The sequence below is a fragment of the Bacillus sp. 5B6 genome (assembly GCF_000259405.1).
GTDB classification, from domain to species: domain Bacteria; phylum Bacillota; class Bacilli; order Bacillales; family Bacillaceae; genus Bacillus; species Bacillus velezensis.
The window spans coordinates 3,433,958-3,456,938 of record NZ_AJST01000001.1 but is presented as its reverse complement, the minus strand read 5'-3'; the positions used below and the strand labels follow the sequence as shown (position 1 = coordinate 3,456,938).

Here is a 22,981-nt window from a genome sequence, read left to right as displayed (position 1 = left end):
CAACTTAAAATAAAAAGGAAAGGAGACTTACAATGACACTGCAGATTAAAGTATATTCTGATTATGTATGTCCGTTTTGCTTTGTCGGCAAAGCGGCGTTTGAAGAAGCAATCAAGGACAAGGACGTACAGGTGGAATGGATGCCGTTTGAATTGCGTCCGAGCCCCTCGCCGAAACTTGATCCGGTGAATGATCCCGCCAAGCGGCAGATGTGGAAAAACTCCATTGAGCCGATGGCGCAGTCTTTAGGCGTTGAAATCACGTTCCCCCGCGTGTCACCGCATCCTTACACGGATTTGGCATTTGAAGGCTTTCATTTCGCAAAGGAACATGGGAAAGGAAGCGAATACCATACACGCGTTTTTCAGGCGTTCTTTCAGGAAGAACAAAATATCGGTGACGTTGGCGTGCTGACAAAGCTTGCGGAAGAAGCCGGACTTGACGGCACTGCCTTCAAAGAGGCGCTTGAGACAAGAGCGTACAGACACGTACAGCGGGAAGCGCTCCGCCATGCTTATGAGGAAGCCGGCATTACGGCAGTGCCGACGTTTATCATCGGCGATGAGAGAATCCCTGGCGCGGCGGGGAAGGAAACCTTTGAACAAATCATTGAGCGGGAACTGAATAAACGTTAACCCGAAAAAAGCCCTCTCGATCAGCGAGAGGGCTTTGCCATATAGTGTTTGACAAATGTTTGTCTGTCCGCTTCATAAGCCGCGGCGTCAAATGAGTCGCCGCAAAAATGAAGGCACCAAGGGTCTTTTTGGCAGGCGACGCCAACTTGATAGCCGTATTTTTGAAATTCAAGCGACTGTGATGTGTCGTAAAAATGAAAGCCGCGAAACAAATCCTCCCGCCACTCCACGTCATATTGAGCCGCCATTAACAAGCCGTCAATGGCGTCAGCGGGCGTAAACAGGCCGTCTTCATCGCCGTGCTCAAAGTCCAGCGGGTGATAAGCATTCCCCCGGTATTCAATCACTTTTCCCATCCGCTCTCCGCTTTCCCACCAAATGCCGTTCGGCGGCAGGGTTTTGCAGCCGGCGACACCGAGAAGGCCGAGCTCCTGATGAGATTGAAAGATATGAAGCATATCATGAAGGAAATGCTGATGAATGATAAAGGTATCCTGATGCAGATAAATTTTATATTTGGAGGGGTGTCTCAGCGCTTTGTTGTAGGACGAGGCCATGCTTGCTGAATCGTATATCGGCATGATATCAACGGAGTATGAAGGGGGGACGGTAAGCTGCATGATATGGCTTTTGCACCGGGAGTACAGCGACTCGTCATTCACACAGACGACAAACAGAAATGAATGTGAATCCATTACATGCTCCTCTCGGCCTCAATCACATATTGATACGCCGATGCTTCTGTCATAAAGTCATGCCTTATGCCAAGCTGTACGCATACTTCGTGCAATGATGCGATGGCTTTGTGATAAGAGGGGTGATCAACGCGGATCGCCTCAATGCGTTTCACCTCATAGCCGGCGGCTTTAAATAATGAAAGCATCTCTTCACGGGTAAAAAAACGCAGGTGGGTCTGATCCATTAATCCGGCGTCCCTGTAAGTCCATTTGCCGGCTAAAAGCTCCAGCACCACTGAGATGTGGCCGACATTCGGTATGCATGCAAGCACCGTGCCGTCTTTTTTTACATAAGGACGAAGCTTTTTCAGCACGGACCACGGGTCGATAAGATGCTCAAGAACGTCTCCGAACAGCATGCAGTCGAATTGTTCTGATTCGTACGGAAGAATGGCGGATTCAATGTCGCCGCAAAGCACGTGGCTCAATTTGCTTTCCGCCTTTTTTGCGGCTTCGGGATACGCTTCAATGCCGTAAACCGTTATTCCGCGGTGTTCGATCGCCGCTCCTAAATTGCCTGTGCCGCAGCCGACATCAAGCACTGTCCGCCAGTTTTCGTCTATTTTGTTCAATAAATAAGGATTCAGGCCTTCGTAGTAGTTCTGTTGTTTTTCATCATAATAGGGATTCGTATCCATCTGTGTATCACCTCATAAACGGGCATATACACAAGATATGCAGCGGGGGGATCTCATATCACCATGTTTGGCTGTTCAATTGCGGAATGCGGACGGGAATGGTTGTCCGGTATACGGTTTGTTCTCTGATTCCCCTCTTATTGCGGATGTTCCTTTGAAAACTCGGGTGCGGGCGGACTGTGGCAGGTCATATAGTAAAAGGATCCGCCTGTAATCTTACCGCTGGCGGATGGTGTTTTTCATTGGTGTTTTTTTCTTCACCGCTTTTTCAGTATTTAAGAAGCGCCTCACATCGTCAATGTGCAAACCCATGATTCTAGCCTCTTGAATTAACAATTGCCAATCTTGATCTATATCTTTCATTACATGAGTTTTCATAAGAACCTCCAATTGAAAAATTGATTTGCCCAGCTACAGCAGCCAATGTATAACAAATATCACACATAGTTGGCCGGTAATCCCAAATTGAAGATGAATTCACCTACCTATTCCCTAAGAAAATGACTGAAATAACCAAAATCCTTCAAGAATTCTTACGTATAATAATAAACAAATAAATACTGACTGGATAGTATGCAAATAAAAATAAATCATATGACCTATTAACATTTACCCTCAAAGCGTCGACTAGCATATTCTTTTTGCATAAAAAATACCGCAAAAGAATGATTCGGTGTAAGATAAAGTGAATGATCAAACAGCTGGGGTAAAAAATGAAAAAAAACAAATTTCAAATTAAGAGAGAAGAAACATTTGAAAGTTTTATTGACGCAGGCCTTCATCTCCTGATTGAAAGAGCTTACGATTCAGTCTCAATCGATGACATCAGTAAAGCGGCGGGTTTCAGCAAAGGCGCGTTTTACGTTCATTTTGAAAGCAAGGAAGATTTTCTGAAGCATTTGTTAGACAGGCGTCAGATTAAAAAAAGGATCATCACTGGCTATCTCGACGAATTAGAGAAGCAAACAGCGCGGCCGTTGACGCTTTGTGAAGCTGCGGCCAGCGCGGCCAGCCTGTTGATGCGGTTTGTAAACAGCAAGCCTGCCTGGAATGTTGTGTCTTTTGCCGTTCATATGCCTACTTACAAAGTCGTCAGTGAATATGAAGCTTATATCCGTCTTTATAAGTTATGGATAGAAGAAAGCACCATGTACATAAATTGGCTCAAATCGAGAAATTTAATAGAAGACCATATAGATACCGAGCATACCGCTAACATGATGTGCGCGCTCATCGACGGGATGATTAAGCAATCCAATGTGCTGGGAAGGCCGGTTACTTTCCGCAGCATGTTTGACGCGCTCTATGTTTTTGTCAGCGGCAGAAAATCGGGGTAACGTTCTTCTTGATTTGACAAAAGGTTTAGAAAAGTCTTTCAGAAAGCGAGGAACTGCCATGCGCTACAGAGAAATTATGATGTATATCATTATGGGGATATTCACGACCATCGTGAATATCGTCAGTTTTTACATTCTGACGTCGGCCTTTGAGATGGATTACAAGGCGGCGACCGTCGCTGCTTGGATTCTGTCCGTTCTATTTGCATATGTCACGAATAAACTGTATGTATTTCAGCAAAAGACCGCGGGGATGCGGAGTCTGATGAAAGAATTGACGGCCTTTTTCAGCGTGCGGGTATTGTCTCTCGCCATCGATCTCGCCATGATGATTCTTCTGGTCAGTCAATTTCATATGAACGAAACGCTGGCGAAAATCGCCGATAACGTCATTATCGTAGTCGTCAACTATGCGGCCAGCAAGTGGATTGTCTTCAGAAAAGCGAAAGAAGAGGGCGTGTCATAACGGTTTCTTTCCGCGCCCCGGGGGAAAGTGTAATGGTGAAAGGGGATGCGTATGAAGCACAAAATAAAGAAAGCGTTTGCTGATGTATTCGGGGAATCGGAGGACCTGCGCATTTTCTTTGCGCCCGGCAGAGTGAATCTCATCGGAGAGCATACGGATTATAACGGGGGCCACGTCTTTCCGTGCGCGCTGACGATCGGTACATATGCAGCCGTCCGGGAGAGAGGGGACAGGCTCGTCAGAATGTACTCTCATCAATTTAAGGAAGCGGGCATAAAGGAATGCAGTCTCGATGATATCCGTTATCAAAAAGAGGACGGGTGGGCCAACTATCCGAAAGGGGTCATGGCGGAATGTCTCGGCAGCGGTTTTTCCCTTCCGCACGGCTTCGATATTGTGTTCTGGGGAAATATCCCGAACGGAGCGGGGCTGTCATCTTCGGCTTCCATTGAACTTGTTACGGCGGTCATTCTCAAGGAATGCCATGAGCTTGAGGCGGATATGCTCGACTTGGTGAAGCTCGCTCAGACGGCGGAAAATTCCTTTATCGGCGTCAGCTGCGGAATGATGGATCAATTCGCCATCGGAATGGGAAAGAAACATCATGCGATTCTGCTGAATTGCGGGACGCTCAGCTTTGAATATACAAAACTCGGGCTGTCGGGGCTGTCGATCGTTATTGCAAATACCAATAAAAAACGAACGCTTGCAGACTCAGGCTATAATACAAGGCTCAAGGAGTGCGGGGAAGCGCTTTGTGATCTCCAGAAGCATCTTTCCGTTCAATCACTGGGAGAGCTGACCCCTTCCGCTTTTGACGCTCATGCGGAGCTGATTCAGAATGAAGTGAACAGACGCCGGGCGAAACACGCCGTCTATGAAAATCACCGCACAATAGAGGCCGCCGACATGTTCAGTAACAATCAGCTTCATCATATCGGTGAATTAATGAGGGATTCGCATCTCTCTTTACGCGATGACTACGAGGTGACGAGTCATGAGCTGGATACACTGGCTGAAGCGGCCTGGCGCCACGGCGGGGTGATCGGATCAAGGATGACGGGAGCCGGTTTCGGCGGCTGTACTGTCAGTATCGTCAAGGACGATGCGGTTTCGGATTTTATTGAAACGGCAGGGGCCCGCTATGAGGAAAAGACAGGGAGAAAAGCTGACTTTTACACGGCGGATGTCGGAGCCGGAGCGAGAGAACTAAAGGGGGATGACGATGGCAATTGAGCGGCACGTGGAACGTTTAATCCGGTACGGATTGCAAAAAGAGCTGATTTCCTATCTTGATATTGAATATACAAGAAACCGTTTATATGAAGCTTTGCATATCACCCATCCGGAAGTTTCAGAACAGAAAGAAAATGAATCGGCGGCATCATTGCCGGACATATTGGCCCCGATTTATGAATGGGCGGCAGAAACAGGCCGGATTGCAGCCGATACAGACACCTATCGCGACCTGCTGAGCGCGAAGATCATGGGCTGCTTTGCCCCGCAGCCGTCCGAGATTGTCCGTCGTTTTGAAGAAACAAAGGCGGTGCACGGGCCGGAGCAGGCGACAAAGGCGTTTTACCGATTTTCAGAGGATGTGTATTATATCCGTTCGGACAGAATACAGCGGAATGTCGGGTGGACGGCTGAGACGGCTTACGGAAAGCTGGACATCACGATCAACCTTTCAAAACCGGAAAAAGATCCGAAAGCAATTGCGGCTGCCAAAGAGCAGCCTCAATCCGATTATCCGAGATGTGTTCTTTGTAAAGAAAATGTCGGGTACGAGGGGAGACCGGATCACCCGGCGCGTCAAAACCTTCGTGTCATTCCGGTGATTCTCGGCGATGAGCAGTGGTTTCTGCAATTTTCTCCGTATGTGTATTACCGGGAGCATTGCATCGTTTTGAAAGACCGGCACGAACCGATGGAGATCAGTAAAAAAACGTTTGACCGGCTGCTGTCGTTCGTCAGCCAGTATCCTCATTATTTTCTCGGTTCCAATGCTGATCTGCCGATTGTCGGCGGCAGTATTTTAAGCCACGACCATTTTCAGGGGGGCAATTATGAATTCCCGATGGCGCGGGCGGAGACAGAAAGCCGGTACAGGCTGCCTGACTATCCGAAAACGGTGTTGGGAATTGTGAAGTGGCCGATGTCGGTCATCCGCCTGCAAAGCGAGAGCGCGTCTGAGCTTTCCGGCGCGGCGGATGCCATCCTGCGGGCATGGCGCGGTTATTCCGATGAGGCGGCTGATCTCCTCGCCTATTCAGGAGAAACACCGCACAATACAATTACGCCGATTGCCCGGCGGAAAAAAGGTTTATTCGAATTAGATCTCGTCCTCAGAAATAACCGCACCTCTGATGAGCATCCGCTGGGAATTTTTCATCCCCATCAGGAAGTTCATCACCTGAAAAAAGAAAATATCGGACTGATTGAGGTAATGGGGCTTGCGATTCTGCCGGGCCGCCTTGAACAAGAAATGAAATACACGGCTGAAGCGCTGTGCTCACCGGACCCGGAAGCGGTCTTAACGGCAGACCCTTCTGCGGCAGCGCATAAAGATTGGGCGCTCAGTGTGCTGCATAAGCGGAAGATAACGAAAGAAAACGCGGAACAGATTTTGAAAGAGGAAATCGGCCATGCCTTTGCGCGGATACTGGAGCATGCCGGCGTCTTTAAACAGACGGAAGAAGGCAGAGCGGCTTTCCGGCGGTTTATCCGCCATTTGGGCGCTCTACCGGAAAAAAGCCCCATCCCATAAGGGACGAGGCTTTTTTTTATCCTCTGCTTCTGGCGATCAGGCTGAATAAGAATACCACGATCGCAGCTCCGATGATTGCCGGAATGATGGCAAAGCCGGCAAGGTGAGGACCCCATGTGCCGAGCAGTCCGTGCCCGATCCATGCGCCGATCAGACCGGCGATCATTGACCCGATGATTCCCCCGGGCATACTGCCTTTTACAAATAAACTTCCGATCCAGCCGATAATAATAGCGACAATCAGAGATACGATAAAACCCATAAATATCACTTCCTATTTTTTATTTATTTATGCCTATATGTTACCTTCGTTTTGTCCATATTAAACATATGAATGCGTTTTTTATAATGAACATATCAAGGCGCGTTCCGGTCTTTTTTTTCACAATGCGTTGCGTTAAAATGGAAACCGTGTGAAAAGGTGTGAGCAAAGGAAAAAATATTTCTTTTGTAGAATGTTTAACAAAATGAAACTTTTTGTTGACCAGCGTTTTTTATTATGGTAAACCTTTATTTGGTATTATTCGTTCTCACTATCTTTTTTCTCTATATATGCTAAATGATCTAAAACTTTTTATGTTTGATTTGCGCAAGTGGAAAAAGTTCATGCATTTTTTGACGATTTTGTGACATTAGGTCGAAAAAAAGATGAACTTTAGAAAAAAATAAAGCTAATAAGGGCAGATTTTGATAGCATAACAAGGTAGATAGAGAAAAGATTTTGAGAAAGTACATTTCAGATTCACTACATCAATAGGAAGGATGGTGATCTTCTTGTTCAGAGCATTTAAACCGTTACTTTTAATAGCGATGTTGGCTGTTGTTTTCGTACTGGGCGGATGCAGCGACATTTCCGTTTTAGATCCGAAAGGACCTGTAGCAGACCAGCAGAAAGATCTGATTCTCTTGTCAATCGGATTTATGCTGTTCATTGTCGGCGTCGTATTCGTACTATTTACAATCATTTTAGTGAAATACCGCGACCGCAAAGGCAAAGACAGCGGAAATTACAAGCCCGAGATGCACGGCAACACGTTCTTAGAAGTAGTCTGGACAGTGATCCCAATTTTAATTGTTATTGCACTTTCTGTGCCTACCGTACAGACGATATATTCGTTAGAAAAAGCGCCTGAAGCGACAAAGGATAAAGAGCCTCTTGTTGTTTATGCTACTTCGGTAGACTGGAAATGGGTATTCAGCTACCCAGAGCAGGATATTGAGACGGTTAACTACCTGAACATTCCTGTAGACCGTCCGGTTTTATTTAAAATTTCTTCAGCCGATTCAATGGCATCGCTATGGATTCCTCAGCTTGGGGGACAAAAATACGCGATGGCGGGAATGCTGATGGATCAATACTTACAGGCTGACAAAGTGGGAACATATGAAGGCCGCAACGCGAACTTCACCGGCGAACACTTTGCCGACCAGAAATTCAACGTAAAAGCTGTTACGCAAAAAGACTTTAACAGCTGGGTGAAAAAAGCCCAAAGCGATTCTCCAAAGCTGACGAAAGAGAAGTATGACGAACTGATGCTTCCGGAGAATGTCGGTAAATTAACGTTCTCTTCTACACACTTAAAATACGTTGACCACGGCCAAGATGCCGAATATGCGATGGAGGCGCGCAAACGCCTTGGCTACAAAGCCGTATCACCGCACTCTAAAACAGATCCGTGGGAAAATGTAAAGAAAAACGAATTTAAAGTATCCGACGATAAACAAGATTGAAATTGAACAAGAAAGGAGGAAGCCCGAATGAAATTGAGATGGGATGAATTTTTTGTAACAGGTGACCCATTAATTCTGGGCGCACAAGTTTCCATTGCGCTTTCCACTATTGCTATCATCGTTGTACTCACATACTTCAAAAAGTGGAAATGGCTCTGGTCTGAATGGCTTACGTCTGTAGACCATAAGAAACTTGGAATCATGTACATTATCTCTGCTGTTATCATGCTGTTCCGCGGCGGGGTCGACGGCTTGATGATGCGCGCCCAGTTAGCGCTTCCTAATAACAGTTTTTTAGACTCAAACCACTATAATGAGATCTTTACGACTCACGGTACGATCATGATTATCTTCATGGCGATGCCGTTTTTAATCGGTCTGATCAACGTTGTCGTACCTTTGCAGATCGGTGCGCGCGACGTAGCATTCCCTTACTTGAACAACCTGAGTTTCTGGACGTTCTTCGTAGGTGCGATGCTTTTCAATATTTCTTTCGTTATCGGAGGTTCTCCGAACGCAGGCTGGACGAGTTACATGCCGCTGGCAAGCAACGACATGAGTCCCGGGCCTGGTGAGAACTTCTACCTGCTCGGTCTTCAGATTGCCGGTATCGGTACGCTGATGACGGGTATCAACTTTATGGTGACGATCCTGAAAATGCGTACGAAAGGCATGACGCTGATGCGTATGCCGATGTTCACATGGACGACGCTGATTACAATGGTAATTATCGTATTCGCCTTCCCTGTTTTGACAGTGGCATTGGCGCTGTTATCATTTGACCGTTTGTTCGGCGCTCACTTTTTCACGCTGGAAGCCGGCGGTATGCCGATGCTTTGGGCTAACTTGTTCTGGATTTGGGGACACCCTGAAGTATATATCGTTATCTTACCGGCATTCGGTATTTTCTCTGAAATTATTTCAGCGTTTGCAAGAAAGCAGTTATTCGGTTACAAAGCGATGGTCGGCTCAATTATCGCCATTTCCGTCCTGAGTTTCCTTGTATGGACTCACCACTTCTTCACAATGGGGAACAGTGCGTCCGTTAACTCTTTCTTCTCAATTACAACGATGGCGATTTCGGTTCCGACCGGGGTTAAAATCTTTAACTGGCTCTTTACGATGTATAAAGGCCGGATCAGTTTTACAACACCGATGCTGTGGGCGCTTGCGTTCATCCCGAACTTCGTTGTCGGCGGGGTAACAGGGGTTATGCTTGCAATGGCTGCAGCGGATTATCAATACCATAATACGTACTTCCTCGTATCTCACTTCCACTATGTGCTGATCGCGGGTACGGTATTTGCATGTTTCGCAGGATTTATTTTCTGGTATCCGAAAATGTTCGGCCACAAGCTGAACGAAAGAATCGGAAAATGGTTCTTCTGGATCTTTATGATCGGATTTAATGTATGTTTCTTCCCTCAATACTTCTTGGGGCTGCAAGGTATGCCTCGCCGTATTTACACTTACGGACCGAATGACGGATGGACTGCATTGAACTTTATTTCAACTGTCGGAGCCTTCATGATGGGTGTCGGATTCTTAATCCTTTGCTACAACATCTACTACAGCTTCCGCTACTCTACTCGCGAGATCAGCGGAGATTCATGGGGCGTGGGACGTACGCTTGAGTGGGCGACTTCATCTGCGATTCCGCCGCATTACAACTTTGCGGTGCTTCCTGAAGTGAAATCTCAAGATGCGTTACTGCAATTGAAAGAAGACAAAACGGATATTCATCCGGAAAGCAAGTTCAAGAAAATCCATATGCCGCACAACTCCGGAAGACCGCTTATTATGTCAGTGGCGTTCGGTATTGCAGGCTTCGGACTTGTATTTGAATGGTTCTGGATGGGCATTGTCGGCTTGATCGGCATTCTGCTTTGCATGGTGCTTCGTTCATTTGAATATGACAATGGCTACTATATACCTGTTGAAGAAATAAAAGAGACGGAAAGAAAGATTTCCGAATAAAGGAGGCGTGATTTATGGAACATGCAGAACACGGCAATTCTAACGCGCCTATGGAATATCAATCTGAAACCGGCAGACTCAATATTCTCGGGTTTTGGATCTTTTTAGGGGCAGAGATTGTGTTGTTCTCAACACTATTTGCAACCTTCTTCGTTCTTCAAAGAAGAACAGCAGGAGGAGTCTTACCGGCTGAATTATTTGAAGTGAAGCTTGTCATGATCATGACATTCCTGCTTCTGATCAGCAGTTTCACCTGCGGGATCGCTGTTCATGAAATGCGTCGCGGAAGTTTAAAAGGCGTCGTCATTTGGACGATCATTACGCTCCTTCTCGGCGCGGGCTTCGTCGGATGTGAGCTTAACGAGTTCATCCACTATGTACATGAAGGAGCATCTCTCGGTACAAGTGCTTTCTGGTCTGGATTCTTCGTCCTTCTAGGAACGCACGGAACGCACGTAACGATCGGTATCTTCTGGATTGCCGGCATCTTACTGCAATTGAAGAAACGCGGATTAACGCCGCAGACGTCTTCAAAAATCTTTATCTCAAGTTTATACTGGCACTTCTTAGACGTTGTTTGGATCTTCATCTTTACAGGCGTCTATCTCATCGGATTGGGGGGACTATAATATGGCAAACAAATCTGCTGAACACAGCCACTTTCCGTGGAAGCATATCGTAGGTTTTGCGTTGTCTATTATTCTGACCCTGCTGGCCCTTTGGGTTGCGGTATATACAGATTTAAGCTCATCAGCAAAACTCTGGATCATTTTCGGATTCGCATTTATCCAAGCTGGTCTTCAGCTTCTCATGTTCATGCACATGACAGAAAGCGAAAACGGCGGAATTCAAGTCGGAAACACGCTCTTCGGATTTTTCGGAGCGATTGTTATCATCCTTGGTTCCATCTGGATCTTTGCGGCGCACTACCATCACGGTGACCATATGGATGGAAACCCTCCTGGCGGTGCGAAGCATCATTCCGAACATCAGGAATAAAAAAAACCCTCTTCGTTCAGACGAAGAGGGTTTTTTGTGCCTTTATTGGCTTCTTCTCCGGCGCAGGCGCGGAAGGCCGTAAATGATAAAGGCGGCGATATGGGCAACGATGACGTTGGCGGCAAACAGGATGATCATGAGTGTGTGGCCGAGAGGGGATAGGCTGCTGGTTGCGTAAAAGTAGAAGAAAACCCACATGAGAATAATTGGCGGTATGGCCGAAAGAGCGACTTTTTTGTTATCCAGCCAGATAAAGAGGGGTGTTGCGCTTGCGACCAGTAAATAAGCAAAAAACATGTCCATCTTACATGTCTCCTTTCATTTTATGGGAGCGTTTCCAAAATGAAATACAGAGAATGAAATGTGTCTGTTTTGTGGTCGTTTTTTGAACATTTTGTTACAATTATTATACCATGTTTTCCAATTTTTGATACCGCTTTTTCGAGAAATGTATTGCAACTATTGCCTCATTTTTGGATAGGTACAAGAAACCGGAAAGGCCAAATACCCTGTCACATTTCCGGACAATGGAATGGCGCAGGCTGTGAACCTTTCCTATGGTCAAAGAAACATGCACAGCAAGGGCGGTTTGAAGTGGACGTAAGGAAAGAAGATGTCACAGCGCCGGATGTCATTGCGCTTTTGCAGGAGCATCTGAAGAGCATGACCATGCATTCTTCTCCGGAAAGTATACACGCGCTCAATGCGGACCGGCTGCGTCAGCCTGACGTTACGTTTTGGAGTGCGAGGGAAAACGGCATCCTGCTCGGCTGCGGTGCCTTAAAGGAGGTAAACAGCCGGCACGGTGAGATCAAATCAATGAGAACCTCTCGGCATCATGTCAGAAAAGGCACAGCCAATCGGATCCTCCGCCATATGCTTGAAGAAGCAAGGCGGAGAGGCTATCAGCGTATCAGCTTAGAAACCGGTTCTATGGAGGCTTTTCTCCCCGCCAGACGCCTGTATGAAAAAGCCGGGTTTCAATATTGTAATCCGTTTGCACATTATAAAGAGGACCCGAACAGCTTGTTTATGACGTTAAACATAGACTGAAACCCCTTTTCTGACGAGAAGGGGTTTTTTATCGGAAAAGTTTCGTCATGACCGAAACATTTCCTTTTCTGACACGTCATATGTCGTGTAGTCCCCAAACCGTAAAAAATAAAAAGGAAGCAACCTCATCATGTTTTCTTGAACAGTGTTCATGTATAATAAACAATAGTGACTTCCGATGAAAATGTAAGGCGGGATAGAATGAGTCGATATAAGAAACAGCAAAATCCCTATTATCAGGGGGATTTGATTTTTATATTTGGTGTGTTTTTAATAATTAGTGTTGCGGCGATTTATGCGGCCGGACAGTTCGGGCAGTACGGAAGTGATGCCTGGATGAGACAGATCGTCTTTTATGTCATCGGAGCCGGTCTCATGGTCAGTATCATGTATTTTGATTTAGAGCAGCTTGAAAAACTGAGTCTGTACGTGTTAATTGCCGGCGTGCTGTCACTGCTCCTTTTACGTGTGGCGCCGGAATCCATCGCGCCGATTAAAAACGGAGCGAAGAGCTGGTTTAAAATCGGCAGCTTCACTCTTCAACCTTCAGAGTTCACGAAAATAGGAATTATGATGATGGTCGCGTCCATTATATCGAAGGCGGGCCCGAAGGATCAAAGGTCACTTCGGGAAGATGTGAATCTGCTTTTGAAAATTGCGGCATGGACGGTTATTCCGATCGGGATGATCGTTTTGCAGGATGCCGGAACGGGTGCGATCTGTCTGTTTATCGTTATGGTGATGGTGTTTATGTCAGGTGTAAACTGGAAGCTGATCACCATCATCGGCGGTTCGGCCGCGCTCGTGCTTGGCCTTTTCTTAGTTCTCGTGATTGAATTTCCCCATGTGGCGAATTCAATCGGCATTGCGGATTATCAAATTAACCGGATTACATCGTGGATGTCTGACTCCAGTGCGGCAACGACTCAGGCAGAGAGCGATAAAAGCTGGCAGGTGGATCAGGCCGTTATGGCGATCGGATCGGGCGGCATTACCGGAAACGGTGTTCATAATCTGAAGGTGTACGTACCTGAGGGACAGACCGACTTTATCTTTGCGATTTTGGGTGAAAGTTTTGGATTTTTAGGCTGCGCCATTGCGGTTGTCATGTTTTTCTTTTTAATTTACAGACTTGTGGTGCTGATTGACCGCTTGCATGCGTTTAACCGATTTGGCGCGTTTTTTTGCGTAGGATTTACTGCACTTATCGTGATTCACACCTTCCAGAACATCGGGATGAATATCGGCATTATGCCGGTTACCGGTATTCCGCTGCTGTTTGTCAGCTATGGGGGGAGCTCGGTGCTTTCTACATTAATCAGCTTCGGGATCGTATATAACGCAAGTGTGCAGCTGACGAAATATAAAAGCTACTTGTTCAATTCTTAATGTGAGACGGCTCGTTTTTCGGGCTGTCTTTTTTTGTTTAGAGCATTTCGCTTTTGACATGATTCCCTTTCGGATATGATATAGAGAGAAGGAGGCTTTTATATGAACAATACCATCGAAACTATACTTAATCATCGGTCGATCCGATCATTTACTGACGAGCTTCTGACAGCAGAAGAGATAGATACATTAGTGAAAAGCGCCCAGGCGGCGTCAACGTCCAGTTACGTGCAGGCTTACTCCATCATCGGCGTAACCGATAAGGAGAAAAAGCGGAAGCTGGCGGCGCTGGCCGGAAACCAGCCTTACGTCGAAAATAACGGGCACTTGTTTGTGTTCTGCGCTGATTTGTACCGCCATAAAAAACTTGCTGAGGAAAAAGGCGAAAACATTACCGAGCTTCTTGAGAATACGGAAATGTTTATGGTCAGCGTCATTGATGCCGCACTTGCCGCACAAAATGTAAGTGTGGCCGCGGAATCAATGGGACTTGGCATTTGTTATATCGGAGGCATTCGAAATGAACTTGATCAGGTGACGGAAGTGCTTGGTACACCTGACCATGTGCTGCCGCTGTTCGGCTTGGTAGTCGGTCATCCCGCTCATCCGTCCGGTCAAAAGCCGCGCCTGCCGAAACAAGCCGTATATCATGAAAACACGTATGATACGAATGAAGAAAACTTCCGCAGTTATATGAAGGAATATGATGAAACCATCTCCGCTTATTATGATAAACGGACAAACGGCAAGCGGGTTGAAACGTGGTCTGATCAAATTCTGCAGTTCATGAAACAAAAACCGAGAACCTATTTGAATCAATATGTAAAAGATAAAGGTTTTCAAAAGAATTAAGAAAAAACCTCTCCTGACGGGAGAGGTTTTTTATGTTTCACGTGTAACATATTTCGACAAAATGGAACAAGGTATATAAATGTTTATCATCAGGGATGCTTATAAGCATACAGAAAGAAAAAACGGCTTAGCAGTGGTACGATGTTGATGAGGTGACAGTGATGATTTCATTAAGCATATTAGATCAATCTCCTGTATCAGAAGGGAGTTCTGCGGAAAGCGCGCTGCGGAATACAGTAAGACTGGCGCAGGAGGCGGAAAAGCTCGGATATAAGAGGTTTTGGGTGTCAGAGCATCATTTTTCAGAGCGGTTGGCGGGTTCAAGCCCTGAAGTGCTGATCAGCCATATTGCGGCGAAAACGAATGAGATTCGTGTAGGCTCAGGCGGTGTCATGCTTCCGCATTACAGCGCATATAAAGTGGCGGAGAATTTCCGCGTGCTTGAAGGGTTGACGCCGGGCAGAATCGATCTCGGATTAGGGAGAGCGCCGGGCGGAATGCCGATCGCATCATGGGCGCTGAATGACGGCGGGAAGCGTAGTGCTGATCAATATCCGCAGCAGCTTCGTGAGCTGGCGATGTATTTGCATGATGCAGCCGATGACAATCACCGTTTTCCGAATCTGACCGCATCACCCCTTATTAAGACGTCGCCGGAAGTCTGGCTTCTCGGTTCTTCGGGGGAAAGCGCGCTTCTGAGCGCAGAAATGGGTGCAGGCTATATGTTTGCTCACTTTATTAATGGAGAAGGCGGAGAAAGCACGACAGCACAATATAAGCGCAGATTTAAACCTTCTCTATTAGGAAAAGAACCAAAAACAGCCGTGGCGGTGTTTGTGCTGTGCGCGGACACGGAGGAGAAAGCGGAGGAACTCGCGGCCGTCATGGATTATACGCTGCTTGCGGGTGAACAGGGGATTCCGCTTCACGGCGTACCGTCTTACGAAACCGTCCGCGGCAATACGTATACACCGTATGAGCAAAGACGAATTGCCGATAATCGGAACCGAATGATCATCGGAACGAAGCAGCAAGTGAAAGAACAGATTCTGGCTCTCAGTAAAGCATACGGAACAGAAGAAGTGATGGCTGTAACCATTACTCATCATTTTGAAGATAAACTTCAGTCATATCGCCTGCTTCGAGAAGCTTTTGCCGATTAATCAGAAAGAAACCCTGCTGATGCTCCAGCAGGGTTGTTCGGTTATTCAATGATAAAAGGTTTTTCAGTCAGCACCTGGCTTGATTTCCCTTTGTTCGCGGCATAGGCCAGCATATAATATTCTCCTGCCGGCAGTGCGGTGTCACCATTGACTTTGCCGTTCCAGTCGAAATATTGATAGCCTTTATCCTGCTTTTTGTAGATGCCGGCTTGGCCGACAAAGTCAAGATTGCTGTCATATACAAGGAAGGCAAGCTCTTCGGCTCCCGCCGGAAGATAGGTTTCAATTTGGTAGGTTCCCTGCGTTGTGCCGTCCTGCACGTCGATTGACGTCACGCGCGGATAGTCCGGCTCTTTTACAATCAGCAGCGTCGGCACTTTTGCGACTGTTTTTCCGCCTTCACGCACTGTGACGGTTCCCTCATAGGTGCCTGCCTTTACTTTTTTGGCATTGACCTTTACTTTCGCATTGACCTTTCCGGTTTGATGAGCGGGGATCACGACCCGGTCTGTGCCCGAAACGGTAATGCCTGTGCCGTTGAAAGAGTACACGAGCTGATATGATTTTCTGATGGACGATTGGTTTTCAATTGTAAAGGTTTCTTTTTTCGTTTCATTGCCTTTGTCTTTCATAAACGTTCCGTAAGAATAACTTCCCGGGGCGACAAGGGAGTCTGCTTTGATCGCCTTCATGATTCTGATGCTTCCGGCGCCTTGCGCATTATGCGGGTATACGTCACCGTCCGCGTCCGTTAAGGTTTCCGCCGTGTTCATGAGAGCGGCTTTTATTTGTTCCGGGCTCCATTTCGGTTTGGCCTGCTTGATGACGGCAGCTGCGCCGGCTACATGCGGGGAAGCCATGCTCGTTCCCTGCTTCGATCCGTAGCCGTACGGGTCGGCCGGATCATGGGTCGGAATGGTGCTGACGATGTTTACGCCGGGAGCGGAGACGTCAGGTTTAATCATCCACGTGTCCATAACCGGACCGCGTGACGAAAAGTCTGCCATTTGTTCAGTGAGCGATTTAGCCACGGATAAATTGAAAGTCGCTTTTGTGCCGCCCGCTTTTAATTGGCTGACGAGTTTTTCGCCGTCTTCTGATGAAAGTTTAATCGTCGGCACGGACATGCCCGGTACGTTGGCTTCAATTTCTCCCGGGACATTGTTATACACAACCATACCGATCGCGCCCGCTTTTTTGGCGTTGTCGGCTTTATCCACAAAGGCGATGCTGCCCCGTTTGACGACCGCGACTTTTCCTTTCAGATCTTTGCCTTCAAAATCCTTTTGCTCGCCGATACCCGCCTCTATGAGCTCTGTTTCTTTTTTATTCAGTGCTTTTATGTCATCTTCTTTGTTGTAGCCCATTACTTTCGCTGAGGAATAGGAACCGAAGGAGACGGCGTACTCGTTCAGCGGCAGCTGGGTCGCTCCGACGGAGATGGCTTCTCTGGACGTTCCCGGAGAGCCGACGGTCCAATTGTTCGGCCCGCTGTTTCCGTTTGATGTAACGGCCGTGACGCCTTCTGACATCGCCCAGTCAAGCGCCGTGCTTGTCGCCCAGTCTGGGTTATTCACAGAATTGCCGAGAGAAAGGTTCATGACATCCGCTCCGTCCTGTACCGCGCGTTCGATGCCGGCGATGACGTTCTCCGTTGTTCCGCTTCCGCCCGGACCGAGCACACGGTAGGCAAGGAGTGTAGCATCCGGCGCGACGCCTTTAATCGTTCCGTTTGCCGCTACCGTGCCCGCGACATGGGTTCCGTGGTCAGTCGACGCGCCTCTCGGATCACCGGACGGCGTTTCTTCAGGATCGTAGTCGTTATCCACAAAATCGTATCCTTTATATTGTCCGAAATTTTTCTTTAAGTCAGGGTGTTTATATTCGACACCGGTGTCAATAATGGCAACCTTGACGCCTTTACCCGTATAGCCGAGCTTCCACGCGTCATTTGCCCCTATATAAGGCGCGCTGTCATCCATCTGCGGAGACACGGCATCTTTAGATAGGGTGATGTCTTTATCTTTGAGCTGATCGGTATGATAGGTAACATTCGGATAAACCGCTTTGACATCCTGATCACTCAGCAGTTTGGGGATTTCATTTGCCGGGAGTTTCATGGAGAAGCCGGAAAACACTTGCTCATATTCCCTGTTGATTTTTCCGTGTTTTATGGTTTTGAGCGCTTTCTTTTTCACTTTTGCGCGTTCGCTTTTCAGCTTGCTTTTTGTCTGTGCTTTGCCGAGTTCCTTTGCTTCCGCCAGTGACTTTTCTTTCAGCTCCACGATGACTGTCGTTTGTTTGCCGGTGGTCATATCAATGTCACCGAACACCTCAGCCTTCTCAAGATCAGGAGTTTGCGGTTTTGAAGCCGGCGCAGCCTGTGAACTTGTGGATAAGGTAAAGGATAAGACAAAAGCCGGAAGCAGATAACGGATGATTCCTTTTTTCAATCGTGTTTCCCCCTTTTTCTTTATCTAAATTAGAAATCTAGTATATATTTCTTGAAAATTCAAAATAATCCTTGTGACATATGACTCATTTATGGAAATTGGTCTGTGAATAAGGAGGGAGTTATACACAGAATCCTGTGCATAACTGAATAAATTTGTGTATATATATTGTTGGGAACGAATGTTCCTATACAAAATATAGATCAAGTTTGTGGATATGTGGATATACCCTGTGTTTAAGCTGTGCTTAACCAAGGGATAAAGTGTGTATAACTTTTTTTATCGGCTTTTCCATTTTTCAGGTCATTTCCATCAGCTTTCAACAAAACTTCTGAAAACTAGTTTGTTTTTTCACTCATATTGTGACAAACAATTCGCCCGACCGCGTCTATCATAGAGTCATAGGGTTGCTAGACCCGCTAGTTTTTAACGGAGAAGGATCGGCCGCCTTTTCCGTTAAAGCGGAGAGAAAAACAGGCCTGCGAACAAGCTGTCTGTCAAAAAGAAGCGGAGGGATGATTTGCAATGAAACGTTTGCTAGTATCTTTACGGGTGTGGATGGTCTTTCTGATGAACTGGATGGCGCCGGGTAACGGAAGATATCCATTAGCCGCCGTGTACGGAAACCAAGCGGCTTATCATAAGAAAGCGAACCGGACGGCTGGGGCTTTTTCGTTTGTGAGCCGTGTCCGATCGGCGGATTTGACCGATGAAACGAAATCGGCCAGCGGCAGGCTGGATAAAAACCGATGGATGCCTGTCCGCAAAGAATTGCCGAAACGGGAGCGCGCGGGTCCGACACCTTTACATCATATGAAAAAGAGGGTACAATCCCACTAAACATAAGAACGGGAGCGAACCTCTTGAGAATAGACAAAGTATTAAATAACAATGCGGCGTTAATAAAAGAAGACGGACGGGAAAAGATCGTAATGGGTCCCGGAATCGCTTTTCAAAAGAGAAAAAATGATGTGATTCAAAAACATAAAATTGAAAAAATATTTGTCGTGCACGACGAAAATGAAAAGTTCAAACAAGTGTTAGAAACGCTTCCCGAAGAGCATATAGAGGCGGCTGAAGATATCATCAGCCATGCGGAGGGAGAGCTTGCGGCACCTTTGAGCGATCACATCCACATTGCGCTGGCGGACCATTTATCCTTTGCGATCGAAAGGATTCAAAACGGCCTTCAGGTGCATAACCGATTGCTTCATGAAATTAAGGCGCTTTATAAAAAAGAATATGAGATCGGCCGCTGGGCGGTTGAACACGTGAAACAAACCCTCGGTATATCATTGCCTGATGATGAGGCGGGGTATATCGCGCTTCATATCCACACTGCCAAGGCGGATGCCAAAAGCATGTATTCGGCGATGAAGCATACAACCATGATCAAAGAAATGATCGAAAAGATCGAATCCTTTTTCGAACAGAAGGTGGATGAAGACAGTATTTCCTATCAGCGCCTCGTCACGCACTTGCGGTATGCGGTCAGCCGGTTGGACTCAAATGAAGCACTCCATTCCATGGACGAGGAGATGCTTTATTTCATCCAAAAAAAGTATCCGTTTGCTTATCGGTGTGCGCTTGAACTGGCGGCGTTTTTAAAAAATGAATATGATTTGGAACTGCCGGAATCCGAGGCCGGCTATATTACGCTGCATGTCCAGCGTCTGCAAAAAAACCCGGAATAACGCGTCTGTTTCGAGAAACAGACTTTTTTTTTGAAAACATATTGACGAAAGCGCTATCATGAAATAGAATGAAAGCGCATTAAAAAAACTGAATCCGGCGGGATTGTGACTGGTAATACAGGCAAGACCTAAAATTTGCGTACATGAAAAAGGGATCATGCTGACCTTTTTCGTTGGCGAATTTTAGGTCTTTTTTGATTTTAGAAAGGGGGATACATAATGAATTATCAAGAAACGGCAAAACAGCTTATCAAACATATCGGAGGGGAATCAAATATCATCAGCGCGACACATTGCGCGACGCGGCTCAGGCTCGTCATTCAAGATGAACAGAAGATCAGCCAGGCCGGCATTGAAGAAATAGAAGGCGTAAAAGGGGCTTTCAGCAGCTCGGGGCAATATCAAATTATATTCGGCACCGGCCTCGTGAATAAAGTGTATGACGCTTTTTCAAAAGAAGCCGATTTGGGGCGGGAGGATCGTGAGACACATCAGGACGCAGCGAAAAAAAAGCTGAATCCGGCCGCAAGATTTGCGAAGACACTGTCTAACATATTCGTTCCCATCATTCCGGCTATCGTGGCAAGCGGACTTTTAATGGGGCTGCTCGGCATGATGAAGGCTTTTCACTGGGTGTCTGAACAATCATCGCTGTTTAAGCTTTTAGACATGTTTTCAAGCGCGGCGTTTATCTTCCTGCCCGTATTCATCGGGTTCAGCGCGGCGAAGGAATTTGGCGGTAATGCCTATCTCGGTGCCGTGCTCGGGGGAATTATGATCCATCCGGCGCTTTTGAATCCGTGGGGGCTTGCGGATGCATCGCCTGATTTTATGCAGCTCTTCGGCTTCGACATTGCGCTGCTCGGCTACCAAGGGACGGTCATCCCCGTACTGTTAGCCGTTTACATTATGAGCAAAGTGGAAAAGGGCACGAGAAAAATTGTGCCTCACGCATTCGATTTATTGGTCACGCCGTTTGTCACGGTGATTGTCACAGGATTTATTACCTTTATCGCAATCGGTCCGCTTGGCAGGGCGATCGGATCAGGCATTACCGTCTCGCTGACATATGTGTATGATCATGCGGGAATTGTTGCCGGACTGCTTTTCGGCGGTCTTTATCCGCTTATTGTGCTTACCGGTGTGCATCACAGCTTTCATGCGATTGAGGCCGGCCTCATCGCTGATTTGGGCAGAAACTATATCCTTCCTATCTGGTCGATGGCGAATGTCGCTCAGGGTGCGGCGGGACTGGCTGTATTTTTCCTGACGAAAAAAGCGAAAATGAAAGAAATCGCTCTGCCAGCCGCATTCTCCGCTTTTCTCGGCGTAACCGAACCAGTCATTTTCGGTGTGAACCTAAGGTACCGTAAGCCGTTTATCGCGGGAATGATCGGCGGAGCGCTGGGAGGAGCCTATGTCGTGGTGACCGGCGTCGCCGCCAATGCCTACGGTCTGACCGGAATTCCGATGATTGCCATCACGGCTCCGCTCGGTTTAGGAAATCTTATAAACTATCTGATCGGAATGGGCATCGCCTCTGTCTCGGCGTTTATTGCCGCTTACATTATGGGAGCTAAAGAAAAGGAGGCCGTCAAATGAGGACACCGGATCAAGAGCTGCGCCTGCAGGCTGAGGAAGCGAAAAAGAAGCGGGGAGAAACAGCCGCGTCAGATCCATACCGCCAGCACTATCATATTATGCCGCCGGTCGGGCTTTTAAATGATCCGAACGGCGTGATCCAATGGAACGGCGTATATCACTTGTTTTTTCAATGGCAGCCATTTCAAACGGGGCATGGCGCGAAATTTTGGGCGCATGTGACGACGAAGGATTTCGTTGAGTGGAAAGAGGAAGAAATCGCGCTTGCGCCGGGTGAGTGGTATGACAAAAACGGCTGTTATTCCGGAAGCGCCATCGAAAAAGACGGGCGGCTCTGCCTGATGTACACAGGCAATGTCCGTGACGAAGAAGGCAATCGGGAAACGTATCAATGCCTCGCCGTATCCGAAGACGGGATCGTATTTGAAAAAAAAGGAGTCGTCGCGCGTCTCCCGGAAGGCTATACCGCTCATTTCCGTGATCCGAAGGTTTGGAAGAAAGACGGAGCGTATTACATGGTGCTCGGCGCGCAGACAGAAAAGCTCACCGGAAGCGCTGTATTGTTCACATCAGAGAACTTGACGGATTGGACGTTTCACGGTGCGATTGCGGGGGCGGACTCCGGCGGTCTCGGGTCATTCGGCTATATGTGGGAATGTCCCGACCTGTTTTCCCTTGACGGAACCGACGTGCTGCTCGTATGTCCGCAGGGGCTTGAAGCCGACGGGATAAAATATCATAACAGCCACCAGGCGGGCTATTTCCTCGGCAGGCTGCATACAGAGCGGCCAGAGTTTAAGCATGGTGAATTTACGGAGCTTGACAGAGGATTTGATTTTTATGCGGCGCAGACGCTGGAAGATGATAAGGGACGGAGAATTCTGTTCGCGTGGATGGGGGTTCCGGATCAGCATGAGGACAAACATCCGACACATGCGTATCACTGGATTCACTGCTTAACGATGCCGAGACAGCTGTCACTGTCCAACGGCAGAATCATACAGCGCCCGCTCCCGGAAATGAAATCACGCCGCACGGATGAACAAAAGCGCCGTCTTCAATTGAATTGCTCGTCTGTAAGCCTCCCGGTGAAAGATGCGTCCCGGGCTGAAGTGCTGCTGGAAGACATCACTTGCGAATCCGGTTTTGAAATCTCAATTCGGGGCGCAGCCCGGTTTATATTTCATCAGGAAGAGGGGCTAGCTGTGCTGGAGCGCACCGCTTTCAGCGGAGAAGAAAAAGAAACGAGAAGCTGCGCCATCAGCGAGGTGCATTCTGTGCAGCTGTTTCTGGATGCATCCTCGATTGAATTGTTTTTAAATGATGGAGAAGAGGTATTCAGCGCCAGATATTTTCCTTTCCCGGGAAATGATGACGTAACCGTCACTTCGGTAGGAAAAACGGAAATAAATGGCTCAATTTGGACACTTTTGTAGAAAATCGTTCTTTTTTCTTATGTGAAACCTATGCCATCTGTGCTATTCTTCA

At 47.3% G+C, this 22,981-nt stretch carries 23 protein-coding genes; 17 read left to right on the top strand and 6 right to left on the bottom strand.

Annotation, left to right across the window (positions count from 1 at the left end):
* Positions 1 to 32: 32 nt before the first annotated feature.
* Positions 33 to 635 (top strand): DsbA family oxidoreductase, encoded by a 603-nt coding sequence (locus MY7_RS16615; protein WP_007614597.1) that lies wholly within the window; start codon positions 33 to 35, stop codon positions 633 to 635.
* A 20-nt stretch (positions 636 to 655) separates the two neighbouring features.
* Here MY7_RS16615 and MY7_RS16610 read toward each other — a convergent pair whose 3' ends face one another.
* The 3 genes from MY7_RS16610 to MY7_RS16600 all read right to left on the bottom strand — a co-directional run bounded on the left by MY7_RS16610 (position 656) and on the right by MY7_RS16600 (position 2,388).
* Positions 656 to 1,330: a glycosyltransferase family protein gene (locus MY7_RS16610; RefSeq protein ID WP_007614595.1), complete on the bottom strand. Its 675-nt coding sequence runs from the start codon at positions 1,328 to 1,330 to the stop codon at positions 656 to 658.
* The gene (locus MY7_RS16605; protein WP_007614593.1) at positions 1,330 to 2,010 is read right to left on the bottom strand and encodes a class I SAM-dependent methyltransferase; all 681 of its coding nucleotides are present in this window, start codon (positions 2,008 to 2,010) and stop codon (positions 1,330 to 1,332) included. The genes MY7_RS16610 and MY7_RS16605 overlap by 1 nt, the downstream gene beginning before the upstream one ends.
* Before the next feature lie 216 nt (positions 2,011 to 2,226).
* Entirely contained in the window at positions 2,227 to 2,388 is a 162-nt protein-coding gene (locus tag MY7_RS16600) for an anti-repressor SinI family protein (protein WP_003150917.1), read from the bottom strand.
* A gap of 335 nt (positions 2,389 to 2,723) precedes the next feature.
* Between MY7_RS16600 and MY7_RS16595 the strand changes: the two genes are divergently transcribed.
* The 4 genes from MY7_RS16595 to galT all read left to right on the top strand — a co-directional run bounded on the left by MY7_RS16595 (position 2,724) and on the right by galT (position 6,580).
* Entirely contained in the window at positions 2,724 to 3,347 is a 624-nt protein-coding gene (locus MY7_RS16595; RefSeq protein WP_007614590.1) for a TetR/AcrR family transcriptional regulator, read from the top strand.
* Between the two features lie 79 nt (positions 3,348 to 3,426).
* Entirely contained in the window at positions 3,427 to 3,813 is a 387-nt protein-coding gene (locus MY7_RS16590) for a GtrA family protein (protein WP_029325749.1), read from the top strand.
* Between the two features lie 51 nt (positions 3,814 to 3,864).
* Positions 3,865 to 5,049, top strand: coding sequence for a galactokinase (locus MY7_RS16585; protein WP_007614583.1), 1,185 nt, complete (start codon positions 3,865 to 3,867; stop codon positions 5,047 to 5,049).
* Complete coding sequence (gene galT, locus MY7_RS16580) at positions 5,039 to 6,580, top strand: UDP-glucose--hexose-1-phosphate uridylyltransferase (RefSeq protein WP_007614582.1); 1,542 nt, start codon at positions 5,039 to 5,041, stop codon at positions 6,578 to 6,580. Before MY7_RS16585 ends, galT begins: the two co-directional genes overlap by 11 nt.
* 16 nt (positions 6,581 to 6,596) lie before the next feature.
* On the opposite strand, the gene MY7_RS16575 is transcribed toward galT, so the two are convergent.
* On the bottom strand, positions 6,597 to 6,842 hold the full coding sequence (locus MY7_RS16575; protein ID WP_003150926.1) for a GlsB/YeaQ/YmgE family stress response membrane protein: 246 nt from the start codon (positions 6,840 to 6,842) through the stop codon (positions 6,597 to 6,599).
* 503 nt (positions 6,843 to 7,345) lie between these two features.
* Between MY7_RS16575 and qoxA the strand changes: the two genes are divergently transcribed.
* From qoxA to qoxD, 4 genes are read left to right on the top strand one after another with little or no spacing between them, the layout of a single operon-like run.
* Positions 7,346 to 8,311: a cytochrome aa3 quinol oxidase subunit II gene (gene qoxA / locus MY7_RS16570; RefSeq protein WP_087920812.1), complete on the top strand. Its 966-nt coding sequence runs from the start codon at positions 7,346 to 7,348 to the stop codon at positions 8,309 to 8,311.
* A 27-nt stretch (positions 8,312 to 8,338) separates the two neighbouring features.
* A complete protein-coding gene (qoxB, locus tag MY7_RS16565; RefSeq protein ID WP_007614578.1) occupies positions 8,339 to 10,288 on the top strand; it encodes a cytochrome aa3 quinol oxidase subunit I in 1,950 nt (649 codons plus the stop codon).
* A gap of 14 nt (positions 10,289 to 10,302) precedes the next feature.
* On the top strand, positions 10,303 to 10,917 hold the full coding sequence (qoxC, locus tag MY7_RS16560; protein WP_003150930.1) for a cytochrome aa3 quinol oxidase subunit III: 615 nt from the start codon (positions 10,303 to 10,305) through the stop codon (positions 10,915 to 10,917).
* 1 nt (position 10,918) lies between these two features.
* On the top strand, positions 10,919 to 11,287 hold the full coding sequence (gene qoxD, locus MY7_RS16555; protein WP_007614576.1) for a cytochrome aa3 quinol oxidase subunit IV: 369 nt from the start codon (positions 10,919 to 10,921) through the stop codon (positions 11,285 to 11,287).
* A gap of 42 nt (positions 11,288 to 11,329) precedes the next feature.
* Here qoxD and ywcE read toward each other — a convergent pair whose 3' ends face one another.
* Positions 11,330 to 11,590 carry a spore morphogenesis/germination protein YwcE gene (gene ywcE / locus MY7_RS16550; protein WP_007614574.1) on the bottom strand — a complete coding sequence of 87 codons (261 nt, stop codon included), beginning with the start codon at positions 11,588 to 11,590 and terminating at the stop codon, positions 11,330 to 11,332.
* A 291-nt stretch (positions 11,591 to 11,881) separates the two neighbouring features.
* Between ywcE and MY7_RS16545 the strand changes: the two genes are divergently transcribed.
* The 4 genes from MY7_RS16545 (at position 11,882) to MY7_RS16530 (ending at position 15,744) form a co-directional block, all read left to right on the top strand.
* Complete coding sequence (locus MY7_RS16545; protein WP_029325748.1) at positions 11,882 to 12,340, top strand: GNAT family N-acetyltransferase; 459 nt, start codon at positions 11,882 to 11,884, stop codon at positions 12,338 to 12,340.
* 201 nt (positions 12,341 to 12,541) lie between these two features.
* Positions 12,542 to 13,729, top strand: coding sequence for an FtsW/RodA/SpoVE family cell cycle protein (locus tag MY7_RS16540; RefSeq protein WP_007614568.1), 1,188 nt, complete (start codon positions 12,542 to 12,544; stop codon positions 13,727 to 13,729).
* 102 nt (positions 13,730 to 13,831) lie between these two features.
* Positions 13,832 to 14,581, top strand: coding sequence for an oxygen-insensitive NADPH nitroreductase (gene nfsA / locus MY7_RS16535; RefSeq protein WP_007614566.1), 750 nt, complete (start codon positions 13,832 to 13,834; stop codon positions 14,579 to 14,581).
* Positions 14,582 to 14,742: 161 nt separating this feature from the next.
* Positions 14,743 to 15,744, top strand: coding sequence for an LLM class flavin-dependent oxidoreductase (locus MY7_RS16530; RefSeq protein WP_007614564.1), 1,002 nt, complete (start codon positions 14,743 to 14,745; stop codon positions 15,742 to 15,744).
* Between the two features lie 41 nt (positions 15,745 to 15,785).
* Here MY7_RS16530 and MY7_RS16525 read toward each other — a convergent pair whose 3' ends face one another.
* Complete coding sequence (locus tag MY7_RS16525) at positions 15,786 to 18,197, bottom strand: S8 family peptidase (protein ID WP_007614561.1); 2,412 nt, start codon at positions 18,195 to 18,197, stop codon at positions 15,786 to 15,788.
* A gap of 525 nt (positions 18,198 to 18,722) precedes the next feature.
* Between MY7_RS16525 and MY7_RS16520 the strand changes: the two genes are divergently transcribed.
* The 4 genes from MY7_RS16520 (at position 18,723) to MY7_RS16505 (ending at position 22,929) form a co-directional block, all read left to right on the top strand.
* Entirely contained in the window at positions 18,723 to 19,037 is a 315-nt protein-coding gene (locus tag MY7_RS16520; protein ID WP_029325747.1) for a hypothetical protein, read from the top strand.
* Between the two features lie 23 nt (positions 19,038 to 19,060).
* Positions 19,061 to 19,891, top strand: coding sequence for a PRD domain-containing protein (locus MY7_RS16515; protein ID WP_012118737.1), 831 nt, complete (start codon positions 19,061 to 19,063; stop codon positions 19,889 to 19,891).
* Between the two features lie 219 nt (positions 19,892 to 20,110).
* Positions 20,111 to 21,493, top strand: a complete 1,383-nt coding sequence (locus MY7_RS16510; RefSeq protein WP_007614557.1) for a sucrose-specific PTS transporter subunit IIBC — start codon at positions 20,111 to 20,113, stop codon at positions 21,491 to 21,493.
* Complete coding sequence (locus tag MY7_RS16505) at positions 21,490 to 22,929, top strand: sucrose-6-phosphate hydrolase (protein ID WP_007614555.1); 1,440 nt, start codon at positions 21,490 to 21,492, stop codon at positions 22,927 to 22,929. Before MY7_RS16510 ends, MY7_RS16505 begins: the two co-directional genes overlap by 4 nt.
* Positions 22,930 to 22,981: the final 52 nt, after the last annotated feature.

What these genes read in the sequence shown, in the direction of transcription:
- MY7_RS16615 (WP_007614597.1), top strand. Translation starts at nt 33, where the DNA reads ATGACACTGCAGATTAAAGTATATTCTGATTATGTATGTCCGTTTTGC.
- MY7_RS16610 (WP_007614595.1), bottom strand. Translation starts at nt 1,330, where the DNA reads ATGGATTCACATTCATTTCTGTTTGTCGTCTGTGTGAATGACGAGTCG.
- MY7_RS16605 (WP_007614593.1), bottom strand. Translation starts at nt 2,010, where the DNA reads ATGGATACGAATCCCTATTATGATGAAAAACAACAGAACTACTACGAA.
- MY7_RS16600 (WP_003150917.1), bottom strand. Translation starts at nt 2,388, where the DNA reads ATGAAAACTCATGTAATGAAAGATATAGATCAAGATTGGCAATTGTTA.
- MY7_RS16595 (WP_007614590.1), top strand. Translation starts at nt 2,724, where the DNA reads ATGAAAAAAAACAAATTTCAAATTAAGAGAGAAGAAACATTTGAAAGT.
- MY7_RS16590 (WP_029325749.1), top strand. Translation starts at nt 3,427, where the DNA reads ATGTATATCATTATGGGGATATTCACGACCATCGTGAATATCGTCAGT.
- MY7_RS16585 (WP_007614583.1), top strand. Translation starts at nt 3,865, where the DNA reads ATGAAGCACAAAATAAAGAAAGCGTTTGCTGATGTATTCGGGGAATCG.
- galT (WP_007614582.1), top strand. Translation starts at nt 5,039, where the DNA reads ATGGCAATTGAGCGGCACGTGGAACGTTTAATCCGGTACGGATTGCAA.
- MY7_RS16575 (WP_003150926.1), bottom strand. Translation starts at nt 6,842, where the DNA reads ATGGGTTTTATCGTATCTCTGATTGTCGCTATTATTATCGGCTGGATC.
- qoxB (WP_007614578.1), top strand. Translation starts at nt 8,339, where the DNA reads ATGAAATTGAGATGGGATGAATTTTTTGTAACAGGTGACCCATTAATT.
- qoxC (WP_003150930.1), top strand. Translation starts at nt 10,303, where the DNA reads ATGGAACATGCAGAACACGGCAATTCTAACGCGCCTATGGAATATCAA.
- qoxD (WP_007614576.1), top strand. Translation starts at nt 10,919, where the DNA reads ATGGCAAACAAATCTGCTGAACACAGCCACTTTCCGTGGAAGCATATC.
- ywcE (WP_007614574.1), bottom strand. Translation starts at nt 11,590, where the DNA reads ATGGACATGTTTTTTGCTTATTTACTGGTCGCAAGCGCAACACCCCTC.
- MY7_RS16540 (WP_007614568.1), top strand. Translation starts at nt 12,542, where the DNA reads ATGAGTCGATATAAGAAACAGCAAAATCCCTATTATCAGGGGGATTTG.
- nfsA (WP_007614566.1), top strand. Translation starts at nt 13,832, where the DNA reads ATGAACAATACCATCGAAACTATACTTAATCATCGGTCGATCCGATCA.
- MY7_RS16530 (WP_007614564.1), top strand. Translation starts at nt 14,743, where the DNA reads ATGATTTCATTAAGCATATTAGATCAATCTCCTGTATCAGAAGGGAGT.
- MY7_RS16520 (WP_029325747.1), top strand. Translation starts at nt 18,723, where the DNA reads ATGAAACGTTTGCTAGTATCTTTACGGGTGTGGATGGTCTTTCTGATG.
- MY7_RS16510 (WP_007614557.1), top strand. Translation starts at nt 20,111, where the DNA reads ATGAATTATCAAGAAACGGCAAAACAGCTTATCAAACATATCGGAGGG.
- MY7_RS16505 (WP_007614555.1), top strand. Translation starts at nt 21,490, where the DNA reads ATGAGGACACCGGATCAAGAGCTGCGCCTGCAGGCTGAGGAAGCGAAA.